This window comes from Roseomonas sp. GC11 (assembly GCF_024437745.1).
GTDB lineage: Bacteria > Pseudomonadota > Alphaproteobacteria > Acetobacterales > Acetobacteraceae > Pseudoroseomonas.
Genome location: NZ_JANFNY010000006.1, coordinates 17,757 through 41,831, shown reverse-complemented (window position 1 = coordinate 41,831; position 24,075 = coordinate 17,757). Strand labels below are relative to the sequence as shown.

At 71.3% G+C, this 24,075-nt stretch carries 23 protein-coding genes and 1 pseudogene; 16 read left to right on the top strand and 8 right to left on the bottom strand.

Annotated features, from left to right (window positions below):
* The 6 genes from NON00_RS03370 (at position 1) to NON00_RS03345 (ending at position 5,039) form a co-directional block, all read left to right on the top strand.
* On the top strand, positions 1-618 hold the full coding sequence (locus NON00_RS03370; protein WP_256017668.1) for a riboflavin synthase: 618 nt from the start codon (positions 1-3) through the stop codon (positions 616-618).
* Positions 615-1,742, top strand: a complete 1,128-nt coding sequence (gene ribB, locus NON00_RS03365) for a 3,4-dihydroxy-2-butanone-4-phosphate synthase (protein ID WP_256017667.1) — start codon at positions 615-617, stop codon at positions 1,740-1,742. Before NON00_RS03370 ends, ribB begins: the two co-directional genes overlap by 4 nt.
* A complete protein-coding gene (gene ribH, locus NON00_RS03360) occupies positions 1,739-2,221 on the top strand; it encodes a 6,7-dimethyl-8-ribityllumazine synthase (RefSeq protein ID WP_256017666.1) in 483 nt (160 codons plus the stop codon). Before ribB ends, ribH begins: the two co-directional genes overlap by 4 nt.
* Entirely contained in the window at positions 2,218-2,727 is a 510-nt protein-coding gene (gene nusB, locus NON00_RS03355) for a transcription antitermination factor NusB (protein WP_256017665.1), read from the top strand. The genes ribH and nusB overlap by 4 nt, the downstream gene beginning before the upstream one ends.
* A gap of 144 nt (positions 2,728-2,871) precedes the next feature.
* A complete protein-coding gene (gene thiL / locus NON00_RS03350; protein ID WP_256017664.1) occupies positions 2,872-3,837 on the top strand; it encodes a thiamine-phosphate kinase in 966 nt (321 codons plus the stop codon).
* Positions 3,837-5,039, top strand: coding sequence for an MFS transporter (locus NON00_RS03345; RefSeq protein WP_256017663.1), 1,203 nt, complete (start codon positions 3,837-3,839; stop codon positions 5,037-5,039). The genes thiL and NON00_RS03345 overlap by 1 nt, the downstream gene beginning before the upstream one ends.
* Before the next feature lie 157 nt (positions 5,040-5,196).
* Here the strand turns inward: NON00_RS03345 and NON00_RS03340 are convergent, their stop codons facing one another.
* Positions 5,197-5,721, bottom strand: a complete 525-nt coding sequence (locus NON00_RS03340) for an outer membrane protein assembly factor BamE (RefSeq protein ID WP_256017662.1) — start codon at positions 5,719-5,721, stop codon at positions 5,197-5,199.
* A 144-nt stretch (positions 5,722-5,865) separates the two neighbouring features.
* Here NON00_RS03340 and NON00_RS03335 point away from each other — a divergent pair, with 144 nt between their 5' ends.
* From NON00_RS03335 to NON00_RS03325, 3 genes are read left to right on the top strand one after another with little or no spacing between them, the layout of a single operon-like run.
* Complete coding sequence (locus NON00_RS03335; RefSeq protein ID WP_256017661.1) at positions 5,866-6,420, top strand: ubiquinol-cytochrome C chaperone family protein; 555 nt, start codon at positions 5,866-5,868, stop codon at positions 6,418-6,420.
* Positions 6,417-6,926 carry a DUF177 domain-containing protein gene (locus NON00_RS03330; protein WP_256017660.1) on the top strand — a complete coding sequence of 170 codons (510 nt, stop codon included), beginning with the start codon at positions 6,417-6,419 and terminating at the stop codon, positions 6,924-6,926. The genes NON00_RS03335 and NON00_RS03330 overlap by 4 nt, the downstream gene beginning before the upstream one ends.
* A gap of 9 nt (positions 6,927-6,935) precedes the next feature.
* Positions 6,936-7,802, top strand: coding sequence for an FkbM family methyltransferase (locus NON00_RS03325; protein WP_256017659.1), 867 nt, complete (start codon positions 6,936-6,938; stop codon positions 7,800-7,802).
* A 139-nt stretch (positions 7,803-7,941) separates the two neighbouring features.
* On the opposite strand, the pseudogene NON00_RS03320 reads toward NON00_RS03325, so the two are convergent.
* Positions 7,942-9,039, bottom strand: a pseudogene (locus tag NON00_RS03320) (aminotransferase class III-fold pyridoxal phosphate-dependent enzyme); the annotation flags it as partial.
* 507 nt (positions 9,040-9,546) lie between these two features.
* On the opposite strand from NON00_RS03320, the gene NON00_RS03315 reads away from it, so the two are divergent.
* On the top strand, positions 9,547-11,190 hold the full coding sequence (locus NON00_RS03315; RefSeq protein ID WP_256017657.1) for a murein L,D-transpeptidase: 1,644 nt from the start codon (positions 9,547-9,549) through the stop codon (positions 11,188-11,190).
* On the top strand, positions 11,190-11,777 hold the full coding sequence (locus NON00_RS03310; RefSeq protein WP_256017656.1) for a DUF882 domain-containing protein: 588 nt from the start codon (positions 11,190-11,192) through the stop codon (positions 11,775-11,777). The genes NON00_RS03315 and NON00_RS03310 overlap by 1 nt, the downstream gene beginning before the upstream one ends.
* A 150-nt stretch (positions 11,778-11,927) precedes the next feature.
* On the opposite strand, the gene NON00_RS03305 is transcribed toward NON00_RS03310, so the two are convergent.
* Positions 11,928-13,193, bottom strand: coding sequence for a M20 family metallo-hydrolase (locus tag NON00_RS03305; protein WP_256017655.1), 1,266 nt, complete (start codon positions 13,191-13,193; stop codon positions 11,928-11,930).
* Positions 13,194-13,517: 324 nt separating this feature from the next.
* Between NON00_RS03305 and mqo the strand changes: the two genes are divergently transcribed.
* Positions 13,518-15,176, top strand: coding sequence for a malate dehydrogenase (quinone) (gene mqo, locus NON00_RS03300; RefSeq protein ID WP_305123185.1), 1,659 nt, complete (start codon positions 13,518-13,520; stop codon positions 15,174-15,176).
* Between the two features lie 146 nt (positions 15,177-15,322).
* Here mqo and sugE read toward each other — a convergent pair whose 3' ends face one another.
* The 3 genes from sugE to NON00_RS03285 form a co-directional block, all read right to left on the bottom strand.
* A complete protein-coding gene (gene sugE / locus NON00_RS03295; protein ID WP_256017653.1) occupies positions 15,323-15,637 on the bottom strand; it encodes a quaternary ammonium compound efflux SMR transporter SugE in 315 nt (104 codons plus the stop codon).
* Positions 15,638-15,739: 102 nt separating this feature from the next.
* Complete coding sequence (locus tag NON00_RS03290) at positions 15,740-17,488, bottom strand: dihydroxy-acid dehydratase (RefSeq protein WP_256017652.1); 1,749 nt, start codon at positions 17,486-17,488, stop codon at positions 15,740-15,742.
* 58 nt (positions 17,489-17,546) lie between these two features.
* On the bottom strand, positions 17,547-18,272 hold the full coding sequence (locus NON00_RS03285) for a GntR family transcriptional regulator (RefSeq protein ID WP_305123181.1): 726 nt from the start codon (positions 18,270-18,272) through the stop codon (positions 17,547-17,549).
* A 133-nt stretch (positions 18,273-18,405) separates the two neighbouring features.
* Here NON00_RS03285 and NON00_RS03275 point away from each other — a divergent pair, with 133 nt between their 5' ends.
* Both NON00_RS03275 and NON00_RS03270 read left to right on the top strand, forming a co-directional pair.
* The gene (locus tag NON00_RS03275) at positions 18,406-19,374 is read left to right on the top strand and encodes a tripartite tricarboxylate transporter substrate binding protein (RefSeq protein ID WP_256017651.1); all 969 of its coding nucleotides are present in this window, start codon (positions 18,406-18,408) and stop codon (positions 19,372-19,374) included.
* Entirely contained in the window at positions 19,361-19,576 is a 216-nt protein-coding gene (locus NON00_RS03270) for a hypothetical protein (protein ID WP_256017650.1), read from the top strand. The genes NON00_RS03275 and NON00_RS03270 overlap by 14 nt, the downstream gene beginning before the upstream one ends.
* A gap of 47 nt (positions 19,577-19,623) precedes the next feature.
* Here NON00_RS03270 and NON00_RS03265 read toward each other — a convergent pair whose 3' ends face one another.
* Positions 19,624-21,291, bottom strand: coding sequence for an ATP-binding protein (locus NON00_RS03265; protein ID WP_256017649.1), 1,668 nt, complete (start codon positions 21,289-21,291; stop codon positions 19,624-19,626).
* Between the two features lie 138 nt (positions 21,292-21,429).
* On the opposite strand from NON00_RS03265, the gene NON00_RS03260 reads away from it, so the two are divergent.
* The gene (locus NON00_RS03260) at positions 21,430-22,893 is read left to right on the top strand and encodes a SidA/IucD/PvdA family monooxygenase (protein ID WP_256017648.1); all 1,464 of its coding nucleotides are present in this window, start codon (positions 21,430-21,432) and stop codon (positions 22,891-22,893) included.
* Positions 22,893-23,249, top strand: coding sequence for a hydroxyisourate hydrolase (gene uraH / locus NON00_RS03255; RefSeq protein ID WP_256017647.1), 357 nt, complete (start codon positions 22,893-22,895; stop codon positions 23,247-23,249). The genes NON00_RS03260 and uraH overlap by 1 nt, the downstream gene beginning before the upstream one ends.
* Here uraH and NON00_RS03250 read toward each other — a convergent pair.
* Positions 23,234-23,962, bottom strand: coding sequence for an SOS response-associated peptidase (locus NON00_RS03250; RefSeq protein ID WP_256017646.1), 729 nt, complete (start codon positions 23,960-23,962; stop codon positions 23,234-23,236). The genes uraH and NON00_RS03250 overlap by 16 nt on opposite strands.
* Between the last annotated feature and the right edge of the window lie 113 nt (positions 23,963-24,075).

The window sequence follows — 24,075 nt, the reverse complement described above, 5'->3', positions numbered from 1 at the left end:
ATGTTCACCGGAATCATCACCGCGAAGGGCGAGGTCGCCGCGGTCGCGCCGATCGGCGGGGGGCAGGATATGCGCCTCGTCATCGCCACGCCCGAGGGCTGGCTGGAGGGCGCGGCCATCGGGGCCTCCATCGCCTGTTCCGGCTGCTGCCTGACGGTGATCACGCGCGAGGCGGACCGCTTCACCGTCGAGGTCTCGGCCGAGACGCTGGGCAAGACCACGCTCGGCGCCTGGCGGCCGGGCGCCGCCATCAACCTTGAGCGCGCGCTGCGCATGGGCGATGAGCTTGGCGGCCATGTCGTCTCCGGCCATGTCGATGGCGTGGGCGAGGTGGTCTCGGCCACGCCGGAGAATGGCTCGCTGCGCCTCACCGTGCGGCTGCCGGCGGCGCTGGCGCGCTTCGTCGCGCCCAAGGGCTCGGTCACCATCGAGGGCGTCTCCCTCACCGTGAACGCGGTGGAGGGCACGGCCTTCGGCGTGAACCTCATCCCGCACACGGCGCAGGTGACGACGCTGGGCGGCCTCGCCGCCGGCGACCGGGTGAATATCGAGATCGACATGCTGGCGCGCTACGTCGCCCGGCTCCGTGAATTCGAGGTGGGGGAGCACTCCGCATGACCGTCCTGACCCAGCGCACCTCCTTCGCCGAATTCCTCAGCCCCACCGAGGAGCTGCTGGAGGAGGCGCGGCGCGGCCGCATGTTCATCCTCGTCGATGACGAGGACCGGGAGAATGAGGGCGACCTCGTCATCCCCGCGCAGTTCGCCACGCCGGATGCCATCAACTTCATGGCCCGCCACGCGCGCGGGCTGATCTGCCTCGCCATGACGCGGACGCGGGTGGAGCAGCTCGGCCTGCCGCTGATGGCGCAGAGCAACGGCACCCGGCACCAGACCGCCTTCACCGTCTCGATCGAGGCGCGGGAAGGGGTGACGACCGGCATTTCCGCCGCCGACCGCGCCCGCACCGTGGCGGTGGCGATCAACCCCGAGGCGGGGCGCGAGCAGATCGTGACGCCGGGCCATGTCTTCCCGCTGGTGGCGCGGGAGGGCGGCACGCTGGTGCGCGCCGGCCATACCGAGGCGGCGGTGGATTTCGCCCGCCTCGCCGGGCTGAACCCGGCCGGCGTGATCTGCGAGATCATGAATGACGACGGCACCATGGCCCGCATGCCGGACCTCGTGGCCTTCGCCCAGCATCACGGGCTGAAGCTCGGCACCATCGCCGACCTCATCGGCTACCGCCGCCGCACCGAGCGGCTGGTGAAGCGGGTGGAGGAAAACCGCCTGGCCGACCTGCCCGGCGGGGAATGGCGCGTCGTCGTCTATGCCAACACGCAGGAATATGGCGAGCATGTCGCGCTGGTGAAGGGCGACCTGGCGCGCCCCGGCCCGGTGCCGGTGCGCATGCACGCCGTCAACCTCTTCGCCGATATCGTGGGCACCAGCGGCTCGGCCGAGCTGCACAGCGCCATGCGCGCCATCGCCCAGGAAGGGCGCGGCGTGGTGGTGCTGATCCGCGACGTGAAGCCCACCGCCCTGTCGGAGCGCATCCGCGCCCGGCGGGACCGCAGCGCGCCGCCGGAGCTGCGCGACTACGGCATCGGCGCCCAGATCCTGGCGGATCTTGGCGTCAAGGACATGGTCCTGTTGACCAACCACCCCAAGGCCATCGTCGGACTGGAGGGCTATGGCCTGACCGTGTCCGAGAGCCGGCCCATCGAGGAAGAAGGCGCCGCATGAGCACCGCCGACGCGCCGGAACGCGCGACCCCCGCCATCCCCGGCCCCGCGCCGCGCATCCTGCTGATCCAGGCGCCGTATTATGACGGCGTCGTGGGCGGCATGCGCCGTGGCGCCGAGAAGATCCTGGCCGAGATCGGCGCCACGCTGGAGGTGGTCGATGTCGCCGGCGCCTTCGAGCTGCCGGCGGCGCTGCGCATGGCGCTGAAGGTGGCCCCGGGCTGGGACGGCTTCCTGCTGCTCGGCTGCGTGGTGAAGGGCGAGACCGACCACTACCAGTTCATCTGCGAGGCCGTGTGCCAGGGCGTGATGGACATCAGCGGCGAGACGGGCGCCCCGCTCGGCTTCGGCCTGCTGACGGTGGAGAGCCTGGCCCAGGCCGAGGCGCGCAGCGCCGATGACCGCCACAACAAGGGGGCGGAGGCGGTGCACGCCCTGCTGCAGCAGATCGCGCTGGCGCGCCGCTGGGGGCAGGCATGAGCGCGCCCCAGACTCCTGCCGGCAGGAAGCCGCGCCCGCCGGTGGCCGGGCGCCCGCGCACCGGCTCGCGCGTGGCCGCCATCCAGGCGCTGTTCCAGAGCGAGCAGAGCGGCGAGGCGGCGGAGGCGGTGATCGACCAGTTCGTCCGCTACCGCATCGGCCCCGATGCCGGGGGCTTCGAGGATGGCCGGGTGCCGCTGGCCGATGTGCCGCTCTTCGCCAGCGTGGTGCGCGGCGTGGCGCGCCAGCCCGACGGCCTGGACGAGATCGTCCAGGGCCATCTGGCCGGCGAGTGGACGGTGGCGCGGCTCGACCCCGTGCTGCGCGCCCTGCTGCGCGCCGCCGCCTATGAGCTCTCCTCGGGCACCGAGCCGCCGGCGCGCGTGGTGATCAACGAGTACATGGACATCGCGCACGGCTTCTTCAGCGGCGAGGAGCCGCGCTTCGCCAATGGCGTGCTGGATGCCATGGCCCGCGCGCTGCGCCCCACCGAGTTCCAGCGCTGAACAGCCGGGCCACCGCCTGCATGAGAGGGGCTTCGCCCCTCTCAAACTCTGAAGGCGGGTGCAGGGGACCCCGTCCCCTGCCCAAGGGAAAGAAGGGGGGGTTGAGGGGGCAAAGCCCCCTCAAGGCCACCTGGAGAGCATGCGATGCCCATTCCTGCTGAATTCTCCCTGATCGCGCGCCATTTCGCGCCGCTGGCCGGCCCCGGCGCGCTGGGCCTGCTGGACGACGCCGCGCTCCTGACCCCCCCCGCCAACCGTGAACTGGTGCTCGCCGCTGATGCGATGGTGGCCGGGGTGCATTTCCTCCCCGACGACCCGCCGGAGACGCTGGGCCGCAAGCTGCTGCGGGTGAACCTCTCCGACCTCGCCGCCATGGGCGCCGCGCCGCTCGGCTACCTGATGACGCTTGCCCTGCCGCGCGGCACGCCGGATGCCTGGCTCGCCGCCTTCTCCGCCGGGCTGGCGGAGGACCAGCGCGAATTCGGCCTCTCCGTCCTCGGCGGCGATACGGTGTCCATCCCCGGCCCGGTGACGCTCTCCCTCACCATCCTCGGCCATGTCGCGCCGGGGCAGGCGCTGCGCCGCGCCGGCGCCCGGCCGGGGGATGAGGTGTGGGTCTCCGGCAGTATCGGCGATGGCGCGCTGGGGCTGATGGCGCTGCGCGGCGCGGTGGCGGATGCGGGGGGCTTCCTGGCCTCACGCTATCGCCTGCCGCGGCCGCGCCTCGCCCTGGGGCAGGCGCTGGCCGGCCTCGCCCGCGCCGCCATGGATGTGTCGGACGGGCTGGTGCAGGATCTCGGCCATCTCTGCCGGGCCGGTGGCTGTGGCGCGGTGCTGCGCGCGGCCGATGTGCCGCTCTCCCCGCCCGCCGCCGCGCTGGTGGCCGCGGGCGCCGTGGCGCTGCCGAAGCTGCTCTCGGGCGGCGATGATTATGAGCTTCTCTTCGCCGCCCCGCCCGGGGCCGCGCCGGAAATTTTCGCCCGCGCCGCCGCCTGTGGCGTGGCTGTGTCCCGCATCGGGCATTTCGTGCCGGGCGAGGCGGTGGTTACCGTGCTGGATGAGGCCGGCGCGGAACTTCCCCCCGGCCCGGGAGGATGGAGTCACTTCTGATGACAGTTCACGAGGCCGGACAGACGGCGGAGGCCGCGGCGGCCATGCGGAAGAATGTCTGGCTGATGTTCCTCTGCCAGGCGCTGATGCAGGCGAGCACGGTGGGGCAGGTGGCGATGTCCGCCCTGATCGGCCACAGCCTGGCCACGGACAAGGCCCTGGCCACCCTGCCCATGGCCATGCAGATGGCGGCGACGATGGCGGCCTCCATCCCCGCCGGCCTCGTCTTCGCGCGGCTGGGGCGCAAGCCGGGCTTCCTGCTCGGTGCCTGCGGCGCCTTCCTGGGCAGCGTGACCTTCGCGCTCGGCGTGTGGCACGGCAATTTCGCGCTCTACTGCCTTGGCGCGGTGCCGGCCGGGCTGGGCTTCGGCATTTCCCAGCATTACCGCTTCGCGGCGGCGGAGGTGGCCACCCCGGCCTACCGCCCGCGCGCCGTCTCGCTGGTGATGGCGGGGGGCGTGCTCTCGGCCATCTTCGGGCCGGAACTGGTGAAGCATTCGCGGGAGATGATCCCGCCCTTCACCTTCCTCGGCACCTATATGATCCTGGCGCTGCTGCCGCTGGTGTGCATGACGCTGCTGTCGCGGGCGACGCTGCCGCCGGCGCCGCCGCGGCCCAAGGTGGCGACGCCGCTCCGCGAGATCCTGCGCCGGCCGGATTTCCTCATCGCCGCCGTCACCGGCGCCATGGCCTATGGCACGATGAATCTGGTGATGACCTCCACCCCGCTGGAGATGCAGCTCTGCGGCTTCGGCATCGCCGCCAGCGCGACGGTGATCCAGATGCATGCCGTCTCGATGTTCGCGCCGGGCTTCGTCACCGGGCGGCTGATCGGGCGCTTCGGCGCGCGGCGGGTGATCGCGGCGGGGGCGGTGCTGAACCTCGCCTGTGTCGCGGTGGGGCTGTCGGGGCAGGATTTCGCCAATTTCGGCGCCGCGCTGATGCTGCTGGGCGTGGGCTGGAACTTCATGTTCGTCGGCGCCACCAACCTGCTGGCCGAGGCGCACCGGCCGGAAGAGCGCGTGCGCGCCCAGGCGGCCAATGACTTCATCGTCTTCGGCACGGTGGCCTGCACGGCGCTGGCCTCCGGCGCCATCCACGAGGTGGCGGGCTGGACGACGCTGAACATCCTGCTGCTGCCCGCCATCGGGCTGGCCCTGCTGCTGGTGATGCTGCAGGGGCGGCGGCGGGCCGTGGCGTAAGAAAAGACGAGAGAGAAAGGTTCTTTTTTGAAAAAAAGAACCAAAAAACTTTTTCAGAAAGCGTCCCGCCTCGGGCCTGAGGCGGGACGCCAAACGGAAAAAATCTTTTTGCTTCTTTTTCTTTAGAAAAAGAAGATTCTTTATCTAAACTATGAAATCAGCGTCCCGGACCGGTGCCGGGACCCTGCTCACTGCCCATGTTGCCGGCGCCGATGCGGCCGATATTGCCGAACAGCGCCTGGAGGACGGTGCGCTCGGTGCCCGGTACGGGGGTGGTGCGCTCGACCATGCCGACATTGTCGTTCATGTCTTTCTCACCGAGCTCGCGGATCTGCCGGAGCACGCCGCGCTCGTCGAAGGTGAGGGCGACGACACGGCGTTCCTCCACCGCGCCCTTGGTGCCCGGGCGCATGCGGGTGACGGAGCTGATGTAATACCAGTTCGTCCGGTCGAAGGTGCCGGTGGAGGTCGGCGGGCCGAGCAGGGACTGGACATCGGCCTGGGTCTGCACCCCCGGCGTGAGCTGGGCGAGGAGGTCCGGATCGGCCTTGTTGCCGCGCTGGACCGGGGGCGCCTCGAACAAGGAGCAGCCGGCGGCGGGCAGGGCGAGGGTCAGGGCCAGCAACGCGGCGCGCAGGCGCGGCGGGCGGGCAAGGCTGCGGGGATTGTCGCTGCGAGTCACGGGCGCCCGGATTCCTCTTGGCCAGGGCCCCACGCGGTCGGATTGACCGGCGCGGGGATGCGGTCCATCTGCAGGACCGATTGCCACCGCCCCGCAGCGGGGTCAACCGGCGCCTGCGTGCGCCAGCCAGGGAGCCGTCCGACCATGGGCCTGTTCGGCCTGTTCCGCCGCAAGCCGCATGAGCGGCAGGGCTTTGAACTCTACGGCGCCGCCGTGCGCGCCGCCCGCCACCCGGCCTTTTTCACCACGCTCGGCGTGGCGGACACGCTGGATGGGCGCTTCGACCTGATCGGCCTGCATGTCGCGCTGCTGATCCGGCGCCTGCACAGGGATGCCGACCCGCGCGGCGCCGCCCTGGCCCAGGCGGTGTTCGACGCCATGTTCGCCGACATGGATTTCAACCTGCGGGAGATGGGGGTGGGTGACATGTCCATCGCCAAGCGGGTGAAGAACATGTGGGAGGCCTTCCACGGCCGCGCCCAGGCCTATGAGGCGCCGCTGGCCGCCGGGGACGCGGCGGCGCTGGCCCTGGCGCTGGCCCGCAATGTCTGGCGCGGCGGGCAGGAGGCCACGGCCCCCGGCCCGGTGGCCCTGGCGGCGCTGGCCTTCCGCATTGATGCCGCCCTGGCGGCGCAAACCCTGGATGACCTGGCGCGCGGCACCGCCCGCTTCCCCGCGCCGGAGGAGGACCCCGCATGACGGAGAACCTGGAATTCTCGCGCACCCTGCCCTGGGTGGCCGTTGGCCCCGATGGCCGCCGCCAGCTGGTGGAGGCGAAGGCGGCGGAGTGCGCCGCCCTGGCCGCGCGCTTCGGCATTCCCGCCATCGATGCCTTCAGCGCCGAGCTGGAGATGCGGCAGGAGCGGGGCGGCGCCATCCGCATCCGCGGCACGCTGCGCGCCCGGGTGGTGCAGGCCTGCGTGGTGACGCTGGAGCCGGTGACGCAGCAGGTGGAGGAGGCGGTGGATCTGCGTTTCCTCCCCGCCGAGGCGGATTTCTCCGACGACCCGGAAGGCCCCGACGAAATCCACGCCGACGAGAACGGGGTGATGGAGCTGGGCGAGGCCCTGGCCGAGCAGCTTTCCCTGGCGCTCGACCCCTATCCCCGCGCGCCGGGCGCCGCCCTGCCGGAGATCGTGGAGGAGGAGGCGCCGGAAGAGGCCCCGGCCCGGCCCAACCCCTTCGCCGTGCTGAAGCGGCGCTGACGCCCGGCCATGGCTCTGCCCCGCTGGCTGCGCCGCATCGTTGGCTGGGCCAATATCAGCTACGCCCGCGCAAAGCCGGCGGTCTATGTGGGCGAGGGCAAGGTGCTCTGCGGCCGCTCCTTCAATGGCCGGCCGGCCCATTACCTGGTGGATGCGCGGGACCGGCTGATCAGCCCCGGCTTCATCCTGGGCAAGACCTATGAGCACATGGCCACCGCCTGGCTCTGCCGCCATCTGGACGAGGATAGCCATTGCCTCGATCTGGGGGCCAATTTCGGCTATTTCTCGGTGCTGATGGCGCTGCTCGCCCCGCGCGGGCGGGTGATCGGCGTGGAGCCGGATGCCGCCGTGGCGGATTACGCCATGGACAATGTCGTCATGAACGGGCTGAAGGACCGCTGCGCCATCCTCCAGGCCGCCATCCATGAGCGGGAGGGGGAGGTGACGCTGTTCCGCCGCATGCAGCGCAGCGGCAACACCAGCATCGCCGCCTGTGGGGTGGACTTCACCAACAGCATGCGCGAGGCGCCGGAGCAGCCCTTCACCGTGCCCGCACTGCGGGTGGATGACCTGCTGCCCCGCCTCGGCGGGCGGCTGGACGTGATGAAGGTGGATGTGGAAGGGGCGGAGCCGCTGGTCTTCCGGGGTGCGCGGCAGGCCATCGCGGGCAATCCCCGGCTGCGGATCATCATGGAATGGTCCCCGGGGCAGATCCGCGCCGCCGGCTTCGCCCCGGATGCCTTCGTCGATGAGATCCTGGGCATGGGCCTGTCCATCGGCCGCCTGTGCCGGGGCGGGTGGGTGGCGGCCATCTCGCGCGATCAGCTTCTGGCGGCGCCGTATCTGGCGAATTTGCTGATCCAGAAGAAGAAGTAGGAAGGGGTTCTTTTTTGAAAAAAAGAACCAAAAAACTTTTTCAGTTCAGCGTCCCGCTGGGCCGGGAGACGGCGGCAGCCTGAAAAAAAGTCTTTTTGCTTCTTTTTCTTCAGAAAAAGAAGAATTTTTCTCTTTCATTTCAAATCCCTGGCAGGACCGCCGCGCGGCGCTCGCGGAAGGCGGCGGTCGCTTCCACCAGCCGGGCGCATTCGGCATCGCCGATCGGCAGGCTGAGGGCGATCATGCCGCGCCGGGCGAGGTAGAGCCCGGCCTCCATCATGTCGAGGAAGTAGAGTTCGCGCAGCTGCTCCTCCGCCGGGGTGGCGGCGTAGCCGGCGCGGATGGGGCCGGGGCGGAAATGTGGGCAGAGCATGCTGCCCACCCCGGTGAACTGCATGCCGCTGCCCGCCAGCACGCGGTTGAGCGCGGCGCGCAGGGCCTCGCCCCGGGTGAAGAGGGCCTCCGCCTCGGCGGGGCCGAAGACCTCGCCCAGGGCGACGACGCCGGCGGCCATGGAGAGCACGTTGTTGTTGAAGGTGCCGCCATGCGGCAGCGTGCCGGGGCGGTGGCCGTCGAACTGCGCCATGATCTCCGCCCGGCCGCCAAAGGCGCCGAAGCTCATGCCGCCGGCCATGTATTTGCCCAGCGTCACCATGTCCGGCACCACGCCCAGGCGCTGCTGCATGCCGCCGGGGGCGTGCCGGCTGCTCATCACCTCGTCCAGGATCAGCACGGCGCCCGTCTCGGCGGTGGCGGCGCGCAGGGCGTGCAGGAAGGCCGGCTCGGCCGGGAGGCAGCCGCCCGCGCCCTGGATCGGCTCGACGATCACGGCGCCGATCTCGTCCGCCTTCGCGCGGATCAGCGCGGCGGCGCCGGGGCCGTCATTGTAGTCGGCCAGGGTGAAGGGCAGGGGCAGCGTCACCGCCTCGCCGCCGCCGGAGAAGACCAGCACCCCGCCATGATAGGCGCCGCGGAAGGCCAGCACGCCGGGGCGGCGGCTGGCATTGCGCGCGGCGGTCAGGGCCATGATGTTGGCCTCCGTGCCGCTGTTGGTGAAGCGCAGGCGCTGCATCGCCGGGAAGCGCGCCTGGATCAGCGCCGCCAGCCGCCCCTCATTCTGCCCCACGGCGGTGAGGTTCAGCCCCTTCTCCAGCGCGGCGCGGATGGCGGCCAGGATGCGCGGCTCGGAATGGCCGAAGAGGCCGGCGGAATACTCGCCACAGAAGTCGATGTATTCGCGCCCGTCCGCATCCCACAGCCGGCAGTCGCGGCCATGCGTCATGGCGGTGGGGAAGGGGGTGTAGAACAGCACGCTGCGCGTATTGCCGCCGGCCAGGCTCTGCCGCGCGGTGTCGTGCAGGGTGGCGGAGGCGGGGCGGGCGGCGGCATAGGCGGCGCGCGCCTCCTCCAGCATCAGCGGGAGGGAGGCATTGGGCCGCGCCTCCAGCGCAGGGTTTACACGCGCCTCCAGCGCAGGCGTAACATGCGCCTCCAGCGCAGGGGTGGCATTCGCCGGCCCGGTATGCGCGGCGGCGGTTTTCGCAGGTGCGGCACTGGCGGACATGGCCATTCCCCTGGCAGAATGTCTGTGCCGAGGCTGCGCCTGCTCCCGCAGGGGGTCAAGCCCCCGGTTTCCCGGAAACGCGGTAGCGGGATGTGAGGTCTTTCAGGCCTCTCCGCCGGCGCGTAACAACGCTGTGTCAAGACTGGCGGGGGCGGGTGGCCCCCTGTTATGGGAGGCGTCATGCGCCGCAGAGACCTGTCCGCCCTGCTGATCGCCTCTGCCCTGGCCCTGCCGGGGCCAGCCCGGGCGGCGGGGCCAGCCCGCGGGCCGGCGGTGCAGCCGGGGTGGGAGGCGCTGCTGCGCCTCGCCGCGCGGCTGCGCGCGCTGGACCAGGACGGGCTGACCCCCCGCCATTACGACATCCCCGAGGATGCCCGCGCCACCACCGACCCGCAGGGCTATACCGCCGCGCTCTATGCCAGCGCGGTGGCGGCGCTGTCGGACCTGCTGCTGGGCCATGTGCCCGAATATGCCGGCCGGCCCGACCTGCGGCGCGATGCCGCGGCCCAGCCGCTGGCCCAATGGCAGGCCCGCCTCTATGGCAGCGCCGAGCCGGCCGAGGTCATCGAGCAGGCGGCGCTGCTGCACCCGGACATGCCGGCGCTGCGCCTCGCCCTGCATGCCGCCCGCGCGCGGGTGGAGGCCGGGGGCTGGCCCTCCATTCCCCCCGGCGGCACGCTGGATCCGGGGATGGAGGATGCCACCCGCATCCCCGCCCTGCGCGCCCGGCTGGCGGTGGAGGATGCCGCCCTGGCCGCCGCGCCGGATGGCGGCGCCCGCTATGACGCGGCGCTGGAAGCCGCCGTCCGCCGCTGGCAGGCAGCGAATGCGCTGGAGGCGGATGGCCGCGTCGGCGCCATGACGCAGCGCCTGCTCAACCGCCCGGCCGAGGCGCGGGTGGGGCAGATCCGCGTGGCGATGGACCAGCGCCGTGGCCAGCCCACCCCGCCGCCCGGCCGCCGCATCGAGGTGAATATCCCCGAATTCCGCCTGCGCGTGCTGGAGGGCACGAAGCTGGTGATGCAGATGCCCGTCATCGTCGGCAAGACGGCGCGGGCCACGCCGATGCTGGCGGTGCGGATGACGGCGGTGCAGTTCAACCCGCCCTGGGGCGTGCCGGAGCGCAATGCGCGCGAGGACCTGCTGCCCAAGTTCCGCCGCGACCCGCGCGCGATGATGGAGAAGGGCTTTCGCCTCTTCACCACCGTCGCCGGGGAGCGCGTGGAGGTGGACCCGATGACGGTGGACTGGGCCAGCGTGAACCCGCAGCGCTTCCCCTATTTCGTCCGCCAGGATGCCAGCGATGTCAGCGCCCTCGGCCGGCTGAAATTCGTCATGCCGAATGGCGATGACATCTATCTGCACGACACGCCGGACCGGCACCTGTTCAGCCGGGCGGACCGTGCCCTCTCCTCCGGCTGCATCCGCCTGAGCCAGCCGATGGAGCTGCTCGACCTGGTGCTGGAAGGCGCCCCCGGCTGGAACCGCGAGCGCGCCCAGCGCGCGCTGGACAGCCGGCAGACCAGCTTCGTCGGCCTCGCCCGCACCCTGCCGGTGCGGCTGCACTACGACACCGTGGTGGTGGAGGACGGGCAGGCGCGGCTGCTGGCCGATCTCTATGGGCTGGATGGCGCCTATCTGCGCCTGCTGGACCAGAAGCGCCCGGCGGTGACGCCGCCCGCCGCGGTGGTGGCGCGCGCCCCCGCTCCCCCCACCTCGCCCGCCAAGCCGGCCGAGGCGCGGGCCATGCCCTCGGCCACGCCGGTGCGCGCCTCGGGCGAGGCCGTGCGCGCCCAGACCGCCCCCCTCTCCACGATCGAGTGATGCCGTTGCGACGTTCCTCCTTCCCCACCTGCCCCTGCTGTGACCCCGCCCAGGCCGGGCGGCGCGAGGTGCTGGCGGCCGGGCTTGGCCTGCTCGGCGCCGCCGCCCTGCCGCGGCGGGCGGAGGCGGTGGCGCTGCCGCCGCTGCGCCGCCTCAAGGTGCAGCGGGCCTTCACGGAAGACAGCTTCGATGGCGTCTATTTCCGCGAGGGCCGCTATGACCGCGAGGCCCTGCACAAGCTGGACTGGGTGTTGCGCGACCTTTCGGCCTCCGAGGTGACGCCGATGGACCCGCGCCTGTTCGACGTGCTGCACGCCGTGGCCAGCCGGCTGGATGCGCTGGACGAGGCTTTCGTCATCTCCAGTGGCTACCGCACGCCGGAGCACAATGCCTCCAACGCCATGCGCTCGCGCCGGGTCTCGACGGTCAGCCTGCACATGTCGGGCATGGCGGCGGATTTCCGCCTCCAGGGCCGCGATTCCTTCGGCGTGGCCCGCACCGCCGCGCAGATGCAGGTGGGCGGCGTCGGCTTCTACCGGCGCGAGGGCTTCGTCCATCTGGATTGCGGGCCGCCGCGGCGCTGGTGATTTGTAAAATCATCTTCTTTTTCTAAAGAAAAAGAAGCAAAAAGACTTTCTTTCAGTTTGGCGTCCCGCTTCAGGCCTGAGGCGGGACGCTGACTGAGAAAAGTTTTTTGGTTCTTTTTTTCAAAAAAGAACCTCTTTTGTTTCTCTCCCTTACTTCGCCAGTTCCACCAGCGCCGCCGCCAGCACGCGCGTGCCCTTGGCCAGCTGCTCCGGCGTGGAATATTCGGACGGGTGGTGGCTGACGCCGCCGCGGCAGGGCACGAAGATCATCCCCGTCGGGCAGAGCGGCACGAGGAACTGCGCGTCGTGGAAGGCGCCGGAGGGCAGGCGCAGCGCCTTCAGCCCCTGGGCCAGGGCGGCGCGCTCCACCGCCTCCGGCACTTCCGGCTGGAAGGTGACGGGCAGGGCGTGGAAGCGTTCCGTCACCGTCGCGGTGCAGTCGCGCAGCGCCGCCTGGATCACGCCGGGGATGGCATCGCCGCGCTTCAGCAGCACCTCGGCCACCGGGTGGCGGAAGTCGATGGAGAAGCGCGCCAGGTCCGCCACGGTGTTGGAGGCATTGGGGAAGACCTCCACCTTGCCCACCGTGAAGCGCAGCACGTCCTGCGGGTCGTGCATCAGGGTGTTCAGGGCGGTGATGGCGCGGAGCATGTCCTGCACCGCGTCCTGGCGCTGCATCAGGGGCGTGGTGCCGGCGTGGTCGGTCTTGCCGTGGATCTCCACGGTGAACCAGCGGCTGCCCTGGATGCCGGTGACGACGCCGATATCCAGCCCCCCGGCCTCCAGGCGCGGCCCCTGCTCGATATGGGCTTCCACATAGGCATGCGGGCGGTAGGCGCCGAGCGGGCGGCGGGGCAGGTCCGCCTCCTCGCGCAGATGCTCGTCCAGCGCGGCGCGGAAGGTGATGCCCTCCGGGTCCGTCACCGCGTCCCAGGTGGTGGGGGGGCGGAAGCCGGTCCAGGCCATGCTGCCCATGCAGCCGGGGGCGAAGCGGCCACCCTCCTCATTGGTCCAGGCCACCACCTCGATCGGGCGGCGGGTGGAAAGCCCGGCCTCGCGGATGGCCTGCACCGCCTCCAGCCCGGCGAGGACGCCCCAGATGCCATCGAAGCGCCCGCCATTGGGCTGGCTGTCCATGTGGCTGCCGGTCAGCACCGGGGCGGCGCCCGGCTCCGTGCCCTCATGCCGCAGGAAGAGGTTGCCGATCTCGTCGGTGGCGATGCTGAGGCCGAGTTCCTCCGCCCAGGCGATCAGCCGGCGGCGCGCCACGCGGTCCAGCGGCGAGAGGCAGGGGCGGTTGACGCCCCTGTCCTCCGGCGTCGGGCCGGGGATGGCGCCGAGCTCGGCCATTTCCATCAGGCGGCGCCACTGGCGGGCCTCGTCCACCGCCGCGATCAGGTTGGGGGCCACGGACATCACTCGCTCTCCCGGGGATGATTTCCCGGCATTCCTGGCAGGGGAGGGCGGAAAGACAAGCCCGCCCGCCGCTTTTCCCGCGCGAATTCGGCCGCGCGCCCGGCAGGCCGCCAGGGCGGAGGGGTGCGCCCAGGGCGCGGCTGATGCGCGGTGAAGTCAGCGCATAGTCCTGATGTGCGGGTTGTTCGTCCATTGCCCGAAAGTTAAACATCAGCATTCGCTAAAATTGAGAAGACAGGCTGGTTCTGGGTGAATAGCGACAACGAGAATTCCGTTTCGATGGGCGTTTCTTCTCTGGATGTTCCGGTGAGCCGCCGGCAGGTGATGGGCGTGGCGCTGGCCGGCCTGGCCGCCTCGGCGCTGCCCGGCGCTTCCGCCTTGGGCGCGCCCGCCCTCGCCGCCGGGGCCGAGGCCCGCAAGGTGGATGTGCTGCTGATCGGCGGCGGCATCATGAGCGCCACGCTCGGCGTCTGGCTGCGCGCGCTGGAGCCTGGCCTGTCCATGGCCATGGTCGAGCGGCTGGAGGGTGTCGCCCTCGAAAGCTCGAATGGCTGGAACAATGCCGGCACCGGGCATTCCGCCCTGGCGGAGCTGAACTACACGCCGGAGAAGCCGGGCGGCGGCATCGACATTTCCAAGGCCATCGAGATCAACGAGGCCTTCCAGGTGTCGCGCCAGTTCTGGGCCGCGCAGATCCGCGCGGGCGTGCTGAGGAACCCGCGCAGCTTCATCAACCACACGCCGCATATGAGCTTCGTGTGGGGCGAGGAGAATACCGAATACCTGCGCCGGCGGCATGAGGCGCTGAAGGCCAGCCCGCTTTTCGCCGGCATGGAATACGCGACGGATGCGGAGCAGCTGCGCCGCTGGGTGCCGCTGATGATGGAGGGGCGCGACCCCGCCCAGAAGATCGCCGCGACCTGGACGCCGCTCGGCACCGATCTCGAATATGGCGAGATCACCCGCCAGTTCGTCGCCCACCTGCAGGGGCAGCCGGATTTCGGCCTGTATCTTTCCACCGAGGTGAAGGACATCCAACGTGCCGCCGATGGCCGCTGGCGCGTCACCTGCCGCTCTGTGAAGGAGGGGGTGGAGCAGGTCTTTGACACCCGCTTCCTCTTCATCGGCGCCGGTGGCGGTGCGCTGCACCTGCTGCAGAAGACGGGCATCCCCGAGGCGGAGGATTATGCCGGCTTCCCCGTCGGCGGGTCCTTCCTGGTGACGGAGAACCAGGAGGTGACGATGCGCCACCTCGCCAAGGCCTATGGCAAGGCCTCGGTCGGTTCCCCGCCCATGTCGGTGCCGCATCTGGACACGCGCGTCCTCGGCGGCAAGCGGGTGCTGCTCTTCGGGCCTTTCGCCACCTTCTCGACCAAGTTCCTGAAGGAAGGCTCCTATCTGGACCTGCTGACCTCCACCACGCTGAGCAATGCCTGGCCGATGCTGCGCGTCGGGCTGGATGAGTTCCCGCTGGTGGAATACCTCGCCGGGCAGCTCATGCTCTCCGATGAGGAGCGCTTCGCCGCCCTGCGCGAATATTTCCCGCAGGCGCGGCGGGAGGATTGGCGCCTCTGGCAGGCCGGGCAGCGCGTGCAGATCATCAAGCGCGATGCGAAGCGTGGCGGCGTGCTGAAGCTGGGGACGGAGATCGTCAGCGCCCGCGATGGCAGCGTGGCGGCCCTGCTGGGTGCCTCGCCCGGTGCCTCGACGGCGGCGCCGATCATGCTGAGCCTGCTGGAGAAGGTCTTCCCTGACAAGGTCGCCAGCCCGGCCTGGAAGGAGAAGATCCTCCAGATGGTGCCGAGCTATGGCCAGCGCCTGAACGAGAGCGCGGAGCAGGCCTACCAGGGCTGGCTGTCCACCAGTGAGGTGCTCCAGCTTCCGGCCCCGCCGCGGATCGACACCGCCGCCCTGGTGCGCCCGGCGCCGCAGCCCGCTCCGGTGGGTGAGCCGAGCGGCCCGGTGCATGATCTGGCGCCTTGATTATTTTATTTTAGGTTTTCTTCTTTTTCTGAAGAAAAAGAAGAAAAAAGACTTTCTTTCAGTTTGGCGTCCCGCCTCAGGCCTGAGGCGGGACGCTGGCTGAGAAAAGTTTTTTGGTTCTTTTTTTCAAAAAAGAACATTTTCTCTTAATGGCTTAATTTCAGCCCGACGATCCCGGCGATGATCAGCCCGATGCAGAAGAGCCGCAGCGCGGTGGCGGGTTCGCCGAAGAGCAGGATGCCGAGCAGCGCGGTGCCGACGGTGCCGATGCCGGTCCAGATGCCATAGGCGGTGCCCATCGGCAGGTCGCGCAGGGCCAGCCCGAGCAGGAAGACGCTCGCCGCCATGCTGGCCAGGGTGAGCAGGCTGGGCAGCGGGCGGGTGAAGCCCTCCGTGTATTTGAGCCCGACGGCCCAGCCGATTTCCAGCAGGCCGGCGAGCAGCAGGTAGATCCAGGACATGATGAGGGCGGGCCCCCCTGAGAAAGGTGGCGGGGCCGTCCCTGCCGTTGTCATGCGCGGGGAGGCCGTCCTCCCGCCGCCAGAGATAGGGGGTTTCGGGCCTTAGCGGGAGGGTTCGGCGCGCAGGATGTCGAAGTCGCAGCCCTCATCGGCCTGGAGCACCTGCTCCTTGTAGAGCCGGGCATAGCCGCGCTTCGGCGGGGGCGGGGCGGGGGGCTGGGCGGCGCGGCGGCGGGCCAGTTCGTCTTCGGCCACCAGCAGGTCGATGCGGCGCTCCCGCACGGAGAGGCGGATGCGGTCGCCATCGCGCACCAGCCCGAGCGGCCCGCCCGAGGCGGCATCCGGCGCCACATGCAGCACGATGGTGCCATAGGCGGTGCCGGACATGCGGGCGTCGGAGATGCGCACCATGTCCTTCACCCCCGCCCGCGCCAGCTTGGACGGGATGGGCAGGTAGCCCGCCTCCGGCATGCCCGAGGCGGAGAGCGGCCCGGCATTCTGCAGCACCAGGAAATCCTCCGCCGTCACGTCGAGATCCGGGTCATCGATGCGCGCGGCGAGGTCCTCCAGCGAGGTGAAGACGACGGCGCGGCCTTCCCTCTCGAAGAGCGTGGGGTCGGCGGCGGCGCGCTTGAGGATGGCGCCGCGCGGGGCGAGGGAGCCGAACAGCGCCACCAGCCCGCCCTGCGGCTGGAGCGGCTCGGCGCGGGTGCGGACCACGGCGCGGTCGACGAAGCCCGGCTCGGCGGCCAGGCGCTCGCCCAGGGTCTCGCCCGTCACCGTCAGGGCGTCGAGGTGCAGCAGGGGCGCCAGTTCGCGCAGCACGGCGCCGATGCCGCCCGCCACGTGCAGGTCCTCCATGTAGAAGGGCCCGGTGGGCTTGAGGTCCACCAGCACCGGCGTGGTGTCGGACAGCTCGTTCAGCCGGTGGAGGTCCACCGGGATGCCCGCCCGCCCGGCGATGGCCGTCAGATGGATGATGGCGTTGGTGGAGCCGCCGATGGCCAGCAGCACGCGCAGGGCATTTTCCACGGCTTTCGGCGTGACGATGCGCGCGGGCGTCAGGCCGAGCTGCGCCAGGCGCAGCGCCGCGGCGCCGGAGGCCTCGGCGGCGCGGATGCGGTCGGCATGGACGGCGGGGATGGCGGCGGTGCCCGGCAGCATCATGCCCAGCGCCTCGGCCAGGGAGGCCATGGTGGAGGCGGTGCCCATGACGGCGCAGGTGCCGGCGGTGGTGGCGAGGCTGCCCTCCACCTCCTCGATCGTCGCGGCGTCGATCTCGCCGGCGCGGAACTTCGCCCAGAAGCGGCGGCAGTCGGTGCAGGCGCCGAGGCGCTCACCGCGCCAGCGGCCGGTCATCATCGGCCCCGTCACCACCTGGATGGCGGGGATATCGGCGGAGACGGCGCCCATGAGCTGGGCCGGCACGGTCTTGTCGCAGCCGCCCACCAGCACCACGGCGTCCATCGGCTGGCCGCGGATCATCTCCTCCGTGTCCACCGACATCAGGTTGCGGAAGAACAGGCTGGTGGGGTTCAGGAAGACCTCGCCCAGCGAGATGGTGGGGAATTCCAGCGGCAGGCCGCCGGCGGCGAGCACGCCGCGCTTCACCGCCGCCACCAGCTCGGGCACCAGGCGGTGGCAGTTGTTGAACTCGGAATAGGTGGCGGCGATGCCGACCACCGGCTTCTTCAGCAGCCCGGTGGAGAGGCCCATGGAGCGCGCCATGGACAGGCGCAGGTAGCGGGCGAAATCCCTGTCCCCGTAATTGGTCAGGCCGCGGGCGAGGCCGTGGGCCAACTCGGGTTTGGGCTCGGGTTTGGGCGCGGCGGTCTCGGGGGCGTCGGTCATGGGCGTTCTCCTCGGGGATCGGGTTTTTGTGGGGGGTGGCGCGGGCCAGGAGGCCGGCTCAGGCCAGGAAAGCCGCCTGGGCGCGCAGATAGGCGCGGCGGGAGGGCACCAGATGCGCCTCGCAGAGCCGCAGCAGGGCCTCGCGGTCGCCGCTGGCGAGGGCGGCGAGCATGGCGTGGTGCTCGTCCCGCGCCTGGGCCAGGGCGGCGGGGTCGGTCACGGCGGCGAAGCGGATGGCATGGGCGCGCAGCGCCAGATGCTCGATCGTCTCGGCCAGGAAGAGATTGCCGCAGCGGTCGAAGAGCGCGCGGTGGAAGGCGAGGTTGGCGCGGAAGGCGGCGCGGGCGTCGTGGCGGCGCACGGCCTCGTCATGCCGCTCCTGGTGGGTGCGCAGCGTGGCGAGATCGGCCTCCGGCAGGGGCAGGGGCATCTGTCGCGCCGCCTCGCGCTCCAGCAGGGCGCGCAGGGCGTAGAGCTGTTCCACCTCGGCCAGGGTGTAGGCCTTCACCTGGGCGCCGCGGTTGGGGATGCGCTCCACCAGCCCCATGCGCTCCAGCTCGGCCAGGGCCTGGCGGATGGCGTGGCGCGTGGCGCCGAAGCGCGTGGCCAGTTCTTCCTCCAGCAGCCTTTCGCGCGGGTGGAGGCGGCCGAAGACGATGTCCTCCTCCAGGGCGGTGGCGATGGTGGCGGGGAGGGCGCCCGGCTGGGTGTCCGGCTGGGCGTCCGGCTGGGCGTGGGGCAGGGGAGTGGGCGGCGGGGTGTTGCGGGGGGCGTCGGGGGGCATGGCTCTGTCCTGCGGGCGCGCCGGGGCGTGCGGTGGCGCAGAGTAGGCGGCGGCAGGATTGTCGACAATATCGTTGACTCCATTGCCGACGCTGCCGAGAGTGGCCGCAATCACCAAAAATGGAGGAATGTCCATGCGCTTTTCCCCTGCGCGCGGGCCTCTCACACGCCGTGCCGTCTGCGGCCTTCTCCCCACCCCCGCTTTGGCTTTCTGCGCTCAGGCTCTGGCCCTGGCCGGCGGCGGGCTGGCGCTCTCCGCCCGCCCCGCCCTGGCGGCCTTTCCGGACCGCACCATCACCCTCATCGTCCCCTTTGCCCCGGCCGGGGCGACGGACCTCGCCGGGCGCGTGCTGGCGGACCGGATGGGGCCGCTCCTCGCCCCGGGCGGGCGGGTGGTGGTGGAGAACAAGCCGGGCGCCGGCTCCAGCCTGGGGGCCAATGCGGTGCGCCAGGCGCGGCCGGATGGCTACACGCTGCTGGTCGGCTCGGCCTCCACCCTGGCGGTGGCGCCGGCGGCGCAGCCGGGCGTGGCGCGCTATGACCCGGCCGAGGATTTCTCCCCCATCGCCGTGGTGGGGACGAGCGCGATGGGGCTGGTGGTGCCCACCGCCAGCGGCATCCGCAGCGTGCCGGAGCTGGTGGCGCGGCTGCGCGCGGGGGCGGGGCGGGCGGGCTATGCCAGTTCCGGCGTGGGCGGCGTGGCGCATCTGGCCGGGGCGCTGTTCTGCCAGATGGCCGGGGCGCCGGCCATGCATGTGCCCTACCGCGGCGGCAGTTCGGTGGCGGAGGCGCTGATCAAGCAGGAGGTGCTCTTCGCCATCGACCAGATCGCCTCGGTCGTCGGGCAGATCCGCGATGGCTCGCTGACCCTGCTGGCGGTGACGACGCGCGGGCGGGACCGCAACTTCCCCGCCGTGCCGACCCTGGCCGAGGCCGGGGTGGCGGGCTACGAGCTTTCCACCTGGACGGTGCTGGTCGGGCCGAGGGACATGCCGGCCGAGGTGGTGGGGGGGGGGGGCCCCCCCCCCCCCCCCCCCCCCCCCCCCCCCCCCGCGGGTGGGGGGATACGTGGTTTCCACGGGGAGGGTGGTGGTCGGGCGTAGTGACTTGCCGGCGGGGGGGGGGGGGCCCCCCCCCCCCCCCCCCAATGCCGCGCTGGCCGAGCCGGCGGTGCGGGAGCGCCTGTCCACCGCCGGCACCGACCCGCGCGATGATTCCACCCCGGAGTCGACGCGGGCCTTCCTGGTGGAGGAATTCGCCCGCTTCCGCGAGGTGGTGCGGCGCACGGGGCTGCAGATCGAATAGGCGGCTGCCCTTCGCCGCCGGGAGGGCTGCCCCGGCGGCGGGGTGGCTCAGTCGGTCACCAGCGGCACGTCCTGCAGGGCCTGGCGCATGGCCTGCTCGGCCTCGGCCCAGCCGCTGTCGATATCCTCGGCGGCGAGGGAGAGGCTCTCGGGCGAGAGCAGCAGGCGCAGATGCGGCTCGCGCCATTCGCGCGGCTGGTCGCGCTTGGAGAGGCCATAGGCGATGGCGCGGGCGATGCGCAGCACCATCGCCCGCTCCGCCACCGTCAGGGCGCAGCGGGTGACGGCCTCCGGCTCCTGATTCTCGGCCGCCAGGGCGCGCAGCCGCGCGGCCAGCGCCTCGACCGCCGGGTAGGTCAGGTTGATGTGGAGCTGGTGCGTCTCCGGGTAATAGGCGGCGGCGCGGTGGGTGAGGTGGCGGTCCGCCAGCTCGGCCGGGTCGCGCAGCAGCATGAGGGAGGGCACGACCTCCGGCGGCAGCAGGCTGGGGTCGGTGGCGGTGGGGTTCAGCTTGGGGTCCAGGCTGGGCTTCAGCCCGGGCCGGCGCCGGCGCACATCCAGGCGCTGGAGCAGCTCCTGCAGGGTTTCCGTCGCCTCCTGGGCATAGGGCGCCTCCGGCATGGCGGCGGCCATGTGGCCGCGCAGCCAGGCGGGGATGTTCTGCGCCACCAGCCCGGCGAAATCCGCCACCTTCGCCTGCGCCTGCATCTCGTTGCGGTAGCGCAGGAACTCGCGGTAGGCCTCAGGCTGCACCGGGTAGTCCTCCGGCAGCTCGATCAGCACGCTGATGTTGCGCGCCAGGAAGGAGATGCCGAAATTCGGCGCGTCGCGCCGCCAGGACGCGCCGGTCTGCAGGGCATAGAGCTCGTCCCGGTGCACGAGGGCGCAGAGGCTGCGCTTCTCCTCCGGCGTGCCGGGCAGGCTGGCGGAGGGGTCATAGGCATAGTGCAGCACGATGCCATCCGGCAGCCGCACCGCCTCATAGTCGCGCAGCGTGGCCAGGCGGTCGGCCATCGGGATGATGCGCCCGGCATCGCGGGCGAAATGGGTGGCGCCGTGGCGGATCACCACCTCCACCCCCTGCGGGAAGCGGAAGAAGCGCAGGGCGATGGTGCTGGGCAGCCAGCGCGGCGCGCTGCGCGGCTGGCCCTGGTAGGGGTCGGCCACCGTGTCCTGCTCCGGGGCATTGCCCAGCAGCACGACCTCGGTCCATTCCTGGTCGAGCGGCCGGCCCTCGGCCTCGGCCGCCTCGGTGACGCGCGACACCTCGACCGGCTTGCCATCCGCGCCAGGGCGCAGCAGGCGGCCATAGACGCCCTCGTACTTGCCGATCACCACCTCCTGCACCGAGCCCTTGCGGCAGGAGCGGTAGCGCATCCCGTTCTGGTTGGAGGGCAGCGAGGCCACCTTGGCGCCCATGCCGAAATTGCGGTCCATCCCCGTTTCCTTGCGGATCGAGGCGGCGATGTCGCACATCCGGTAGAGTTCCGGCCCCGTCAGCCCCGTGCCGCTGTTCCAGAGGGCGAGCTTGCGCGCGCCCGCCACCTCCAGCGCCGAGAACTCGACCCTGCGGCTGCCCTCCGGCGCGGTGCAGGCGGCTTCCACCGCGTTCTGCAGCAGTTCCCGGATCATCATGCTCTTGGGGCAACGCTCGATCATCGAGGCGACGAGGAAATCCTCATCCTTGACGCGGAGCTTGGTCACGCTGGCACTCACGGGCACCTCCATGCGGGGTCGGGCGGCCTGTCGAAATCGCGCCGAAGCATCGCCGTGCTTGCCGGCCGGGGCCAGCCGGCGGCATGCTTGATGCATAGCAGCATCGTGCCACGCCACGCCATGACCGGGAAGATCTCCATGCCCGCCCCTCTCGCCGAGCTTGCCCGCCAGGCCCGGCAGCAACTCGCCCTGCTCGACTATCCGGCGCATCCCTGGATGCCGCCCGCGGCCGAGGCGGTGCTGGATGTGGCCATCATTGGTGGCGGACAGACCGGCCTCGCAACGGCTTTCGGCCTGCGCCGCCAGAAGGTGGATAACATTGCCGTGTTCGACCGCGCCCCGCCGGGCGGCACCGGCGTCTGGACCACCTTCGCCCGCATGCGCACCCTGCGCACGCCCAAGCACGTCACCGGCCCCGACCTCGGCGTGCCGGCGCTGACGCCGCGCGCCTTCTTCACCGCCCGCGACGGCGCCGAAGCCTGGGAGAGCCTGCGCAAGATCGGCCGCGAGGACTGGCAGCGCTACCTCGACTGGTATGCCGAAACCCTCGAACTGCCGCTGCGCCACGGGCATGAACTGCTCGCGGTGGACAGCATCCAGGGCGGGCGCCTGCTCGCCCTGCGCTTCCGCACGCCGGCGGGGGAGCAGGTCCAGCTCGCCCGCCGCATGGTGCTGGCCACCGGCATGGACGGCTCCGGCGCCTGGCAGGTGCCGCACCCCTTCGGCGCATTGCCGCCCGGGCGCGTGCTGCACACCGCCCAGGCCATCGACTTCGCCGCCCTGGCCGGCAGGCGCCTGATCGTGGTGGGCGCCGGCGCCTCCGCCTTCGACAACCTGGCCACCGCGCTGGAGGCCGGCGCGGCCAGCGCCACCATGCTGGTCCGCCGCCCGCGCATGCCGCGCGTCAACCCCTTCCGCTGGATGGAACAGGCCGGCTATCTCGCCCAGTACCACGCCCTGCCGGACGTGCTGAAATGGCGCTTCACCCGGCATATCTTCGAGCTGAACCAGCCCCCGCCCCAGGAAAGCTGGGACCGCGTCGCCAGCGACCCGCGCTTCCGGCTGGTGATGGGCGCCCCCATCCAGGGCGCCAGCATGGAAGCCAGCCCGGAAAAAGGCACGGACAAGGGCGGGGAGGGGGAGCAGGTCGCCCTCGACACGCCCCGCGGCCGCTTCACCGCCGATGCCGTCATCCTCGGCACCGGCTTCACCTTCGACCTCGGGCTGCGGCCGGAACTGGCGGCCTTCGCGCCGGAAATCCTGCTGTGGAAGGACGCCTTCACCCCGCCGCCGGGCGAGGAAAGCCCGCTCTGCGGCGCCTCGCCCTACCTCGCCGACGATTTTTCCTTCCGGGAGAAGACGCCGGGCGCCGCGCCGCTGCTGCGCCGCATCCACTGCATGACCTATGCCGCCACCCTGTCCATGGGCCTCTCCGGCGCCAGCATCAGCGGCATGAAATACGGCGTGCCCCGGCTGGTGGACGGCCTCTGCCGCGCCCTCTGGCTGGAGGATGCGGAGGCGCATCTCGACAGCCTGCGCCGCTTCGATCTCGCCGAACTCACCTCCACCATCCCCGAGGAACTGCCCGAGGCCGCCGAGTGATGAGCAAGCCCTCCGCCCTCTCCACCCATGTGCTTGACACCGCCTCCGGCCGCCCGGCCGAGGGCGTGCGGGTCGAACTCTGGCGCGTGGCGCCGGACCGCCACTATATCGGCCACGGCACCACCAACGCCGATGGCCGCACCGAGGCCGCCCTGTTGCCGCCGGAGGCCTTCACCCCCGGCCGCTATGAGCTGCGCTTCCAGATCGGGGACTACTTCGCCGCCCGCGGCATGGCGCCCGAGCCGCGCTTCCTCGATGAGGTGGTGATCAGCGTCGGCCTGGCCGAGGGGCAGGGGCACTACCACGTGCCGCTGCTCTGCACGCCCTGGTCCTACTCCACCTATCGCGGCTCGTAGGGGGAGGGGTCGTCCAGCTCCGGCGGCGGGCTGGCTAAGGGATCGCGCGCGATCAGCCCGGCATCATTCTCGGCGAATTTGCCGACGCGCGCGGCCACCGGCCAGCAGGCCAGCTCCTCCGCCGGGCTGGGGCGCAGCAGAGCCAGGGCATCGCTCCATGCATCGCCCGCTTCCTCCCCCAGCCACAGCGCCCAGGCCTCGCGCGGCAGGATCACCGGCATGCGGTGGTGCACCAGCGCCTGCTTCGCATTGGCCTCGGTGGTGATGATGGTGAAGCTGCGCAGCCAGGAGCCATCCGGCTGCTGCCAGCCCTCCCACAGCCCGGCCAGCGCCATCGGCGCGCCGCTCCTCAGCGCCACGGCATAGGCCTGCTTGCCCTTGCCCTCCTGGCGCCATTCATAAAAGCCATCGGCCGGGACCAGGCAGCGCCGCTTCCGCGCCGCCTCGCGGAAGGAGGGCTTCTCCGCCAGCCCCTCGCTGCGCGCGTTCATCAGCTTCGCCGCGCCCGAGGCATCCTTCGCCCAGCGCGGCACCAGCCCCCAGCGCAGCACCCCGAGATGCCGCACCCCCTCCTGCGGGTGGCGCCGCACCACCCAGGAGTCCTGCGTCGGCGCCACGTTCCAGCTCGGCGGGTGATTCGGCAGATCGCCCTCGGTGCCGAAATAGTCGCGCAGACGGCCCGCCTCCCGCTGGACGAAATAACGGCCGCACATGCAAAGGACTCCCTGTTTTGCGAAGGAGAGGTTTTGAGAATGTTTGTCAGGCTGCCGCCGTCTCCCGGAGAAGCGGGCCGCTCCGCTGGGCCGGAGTGTCCCCGGTGCCGTGG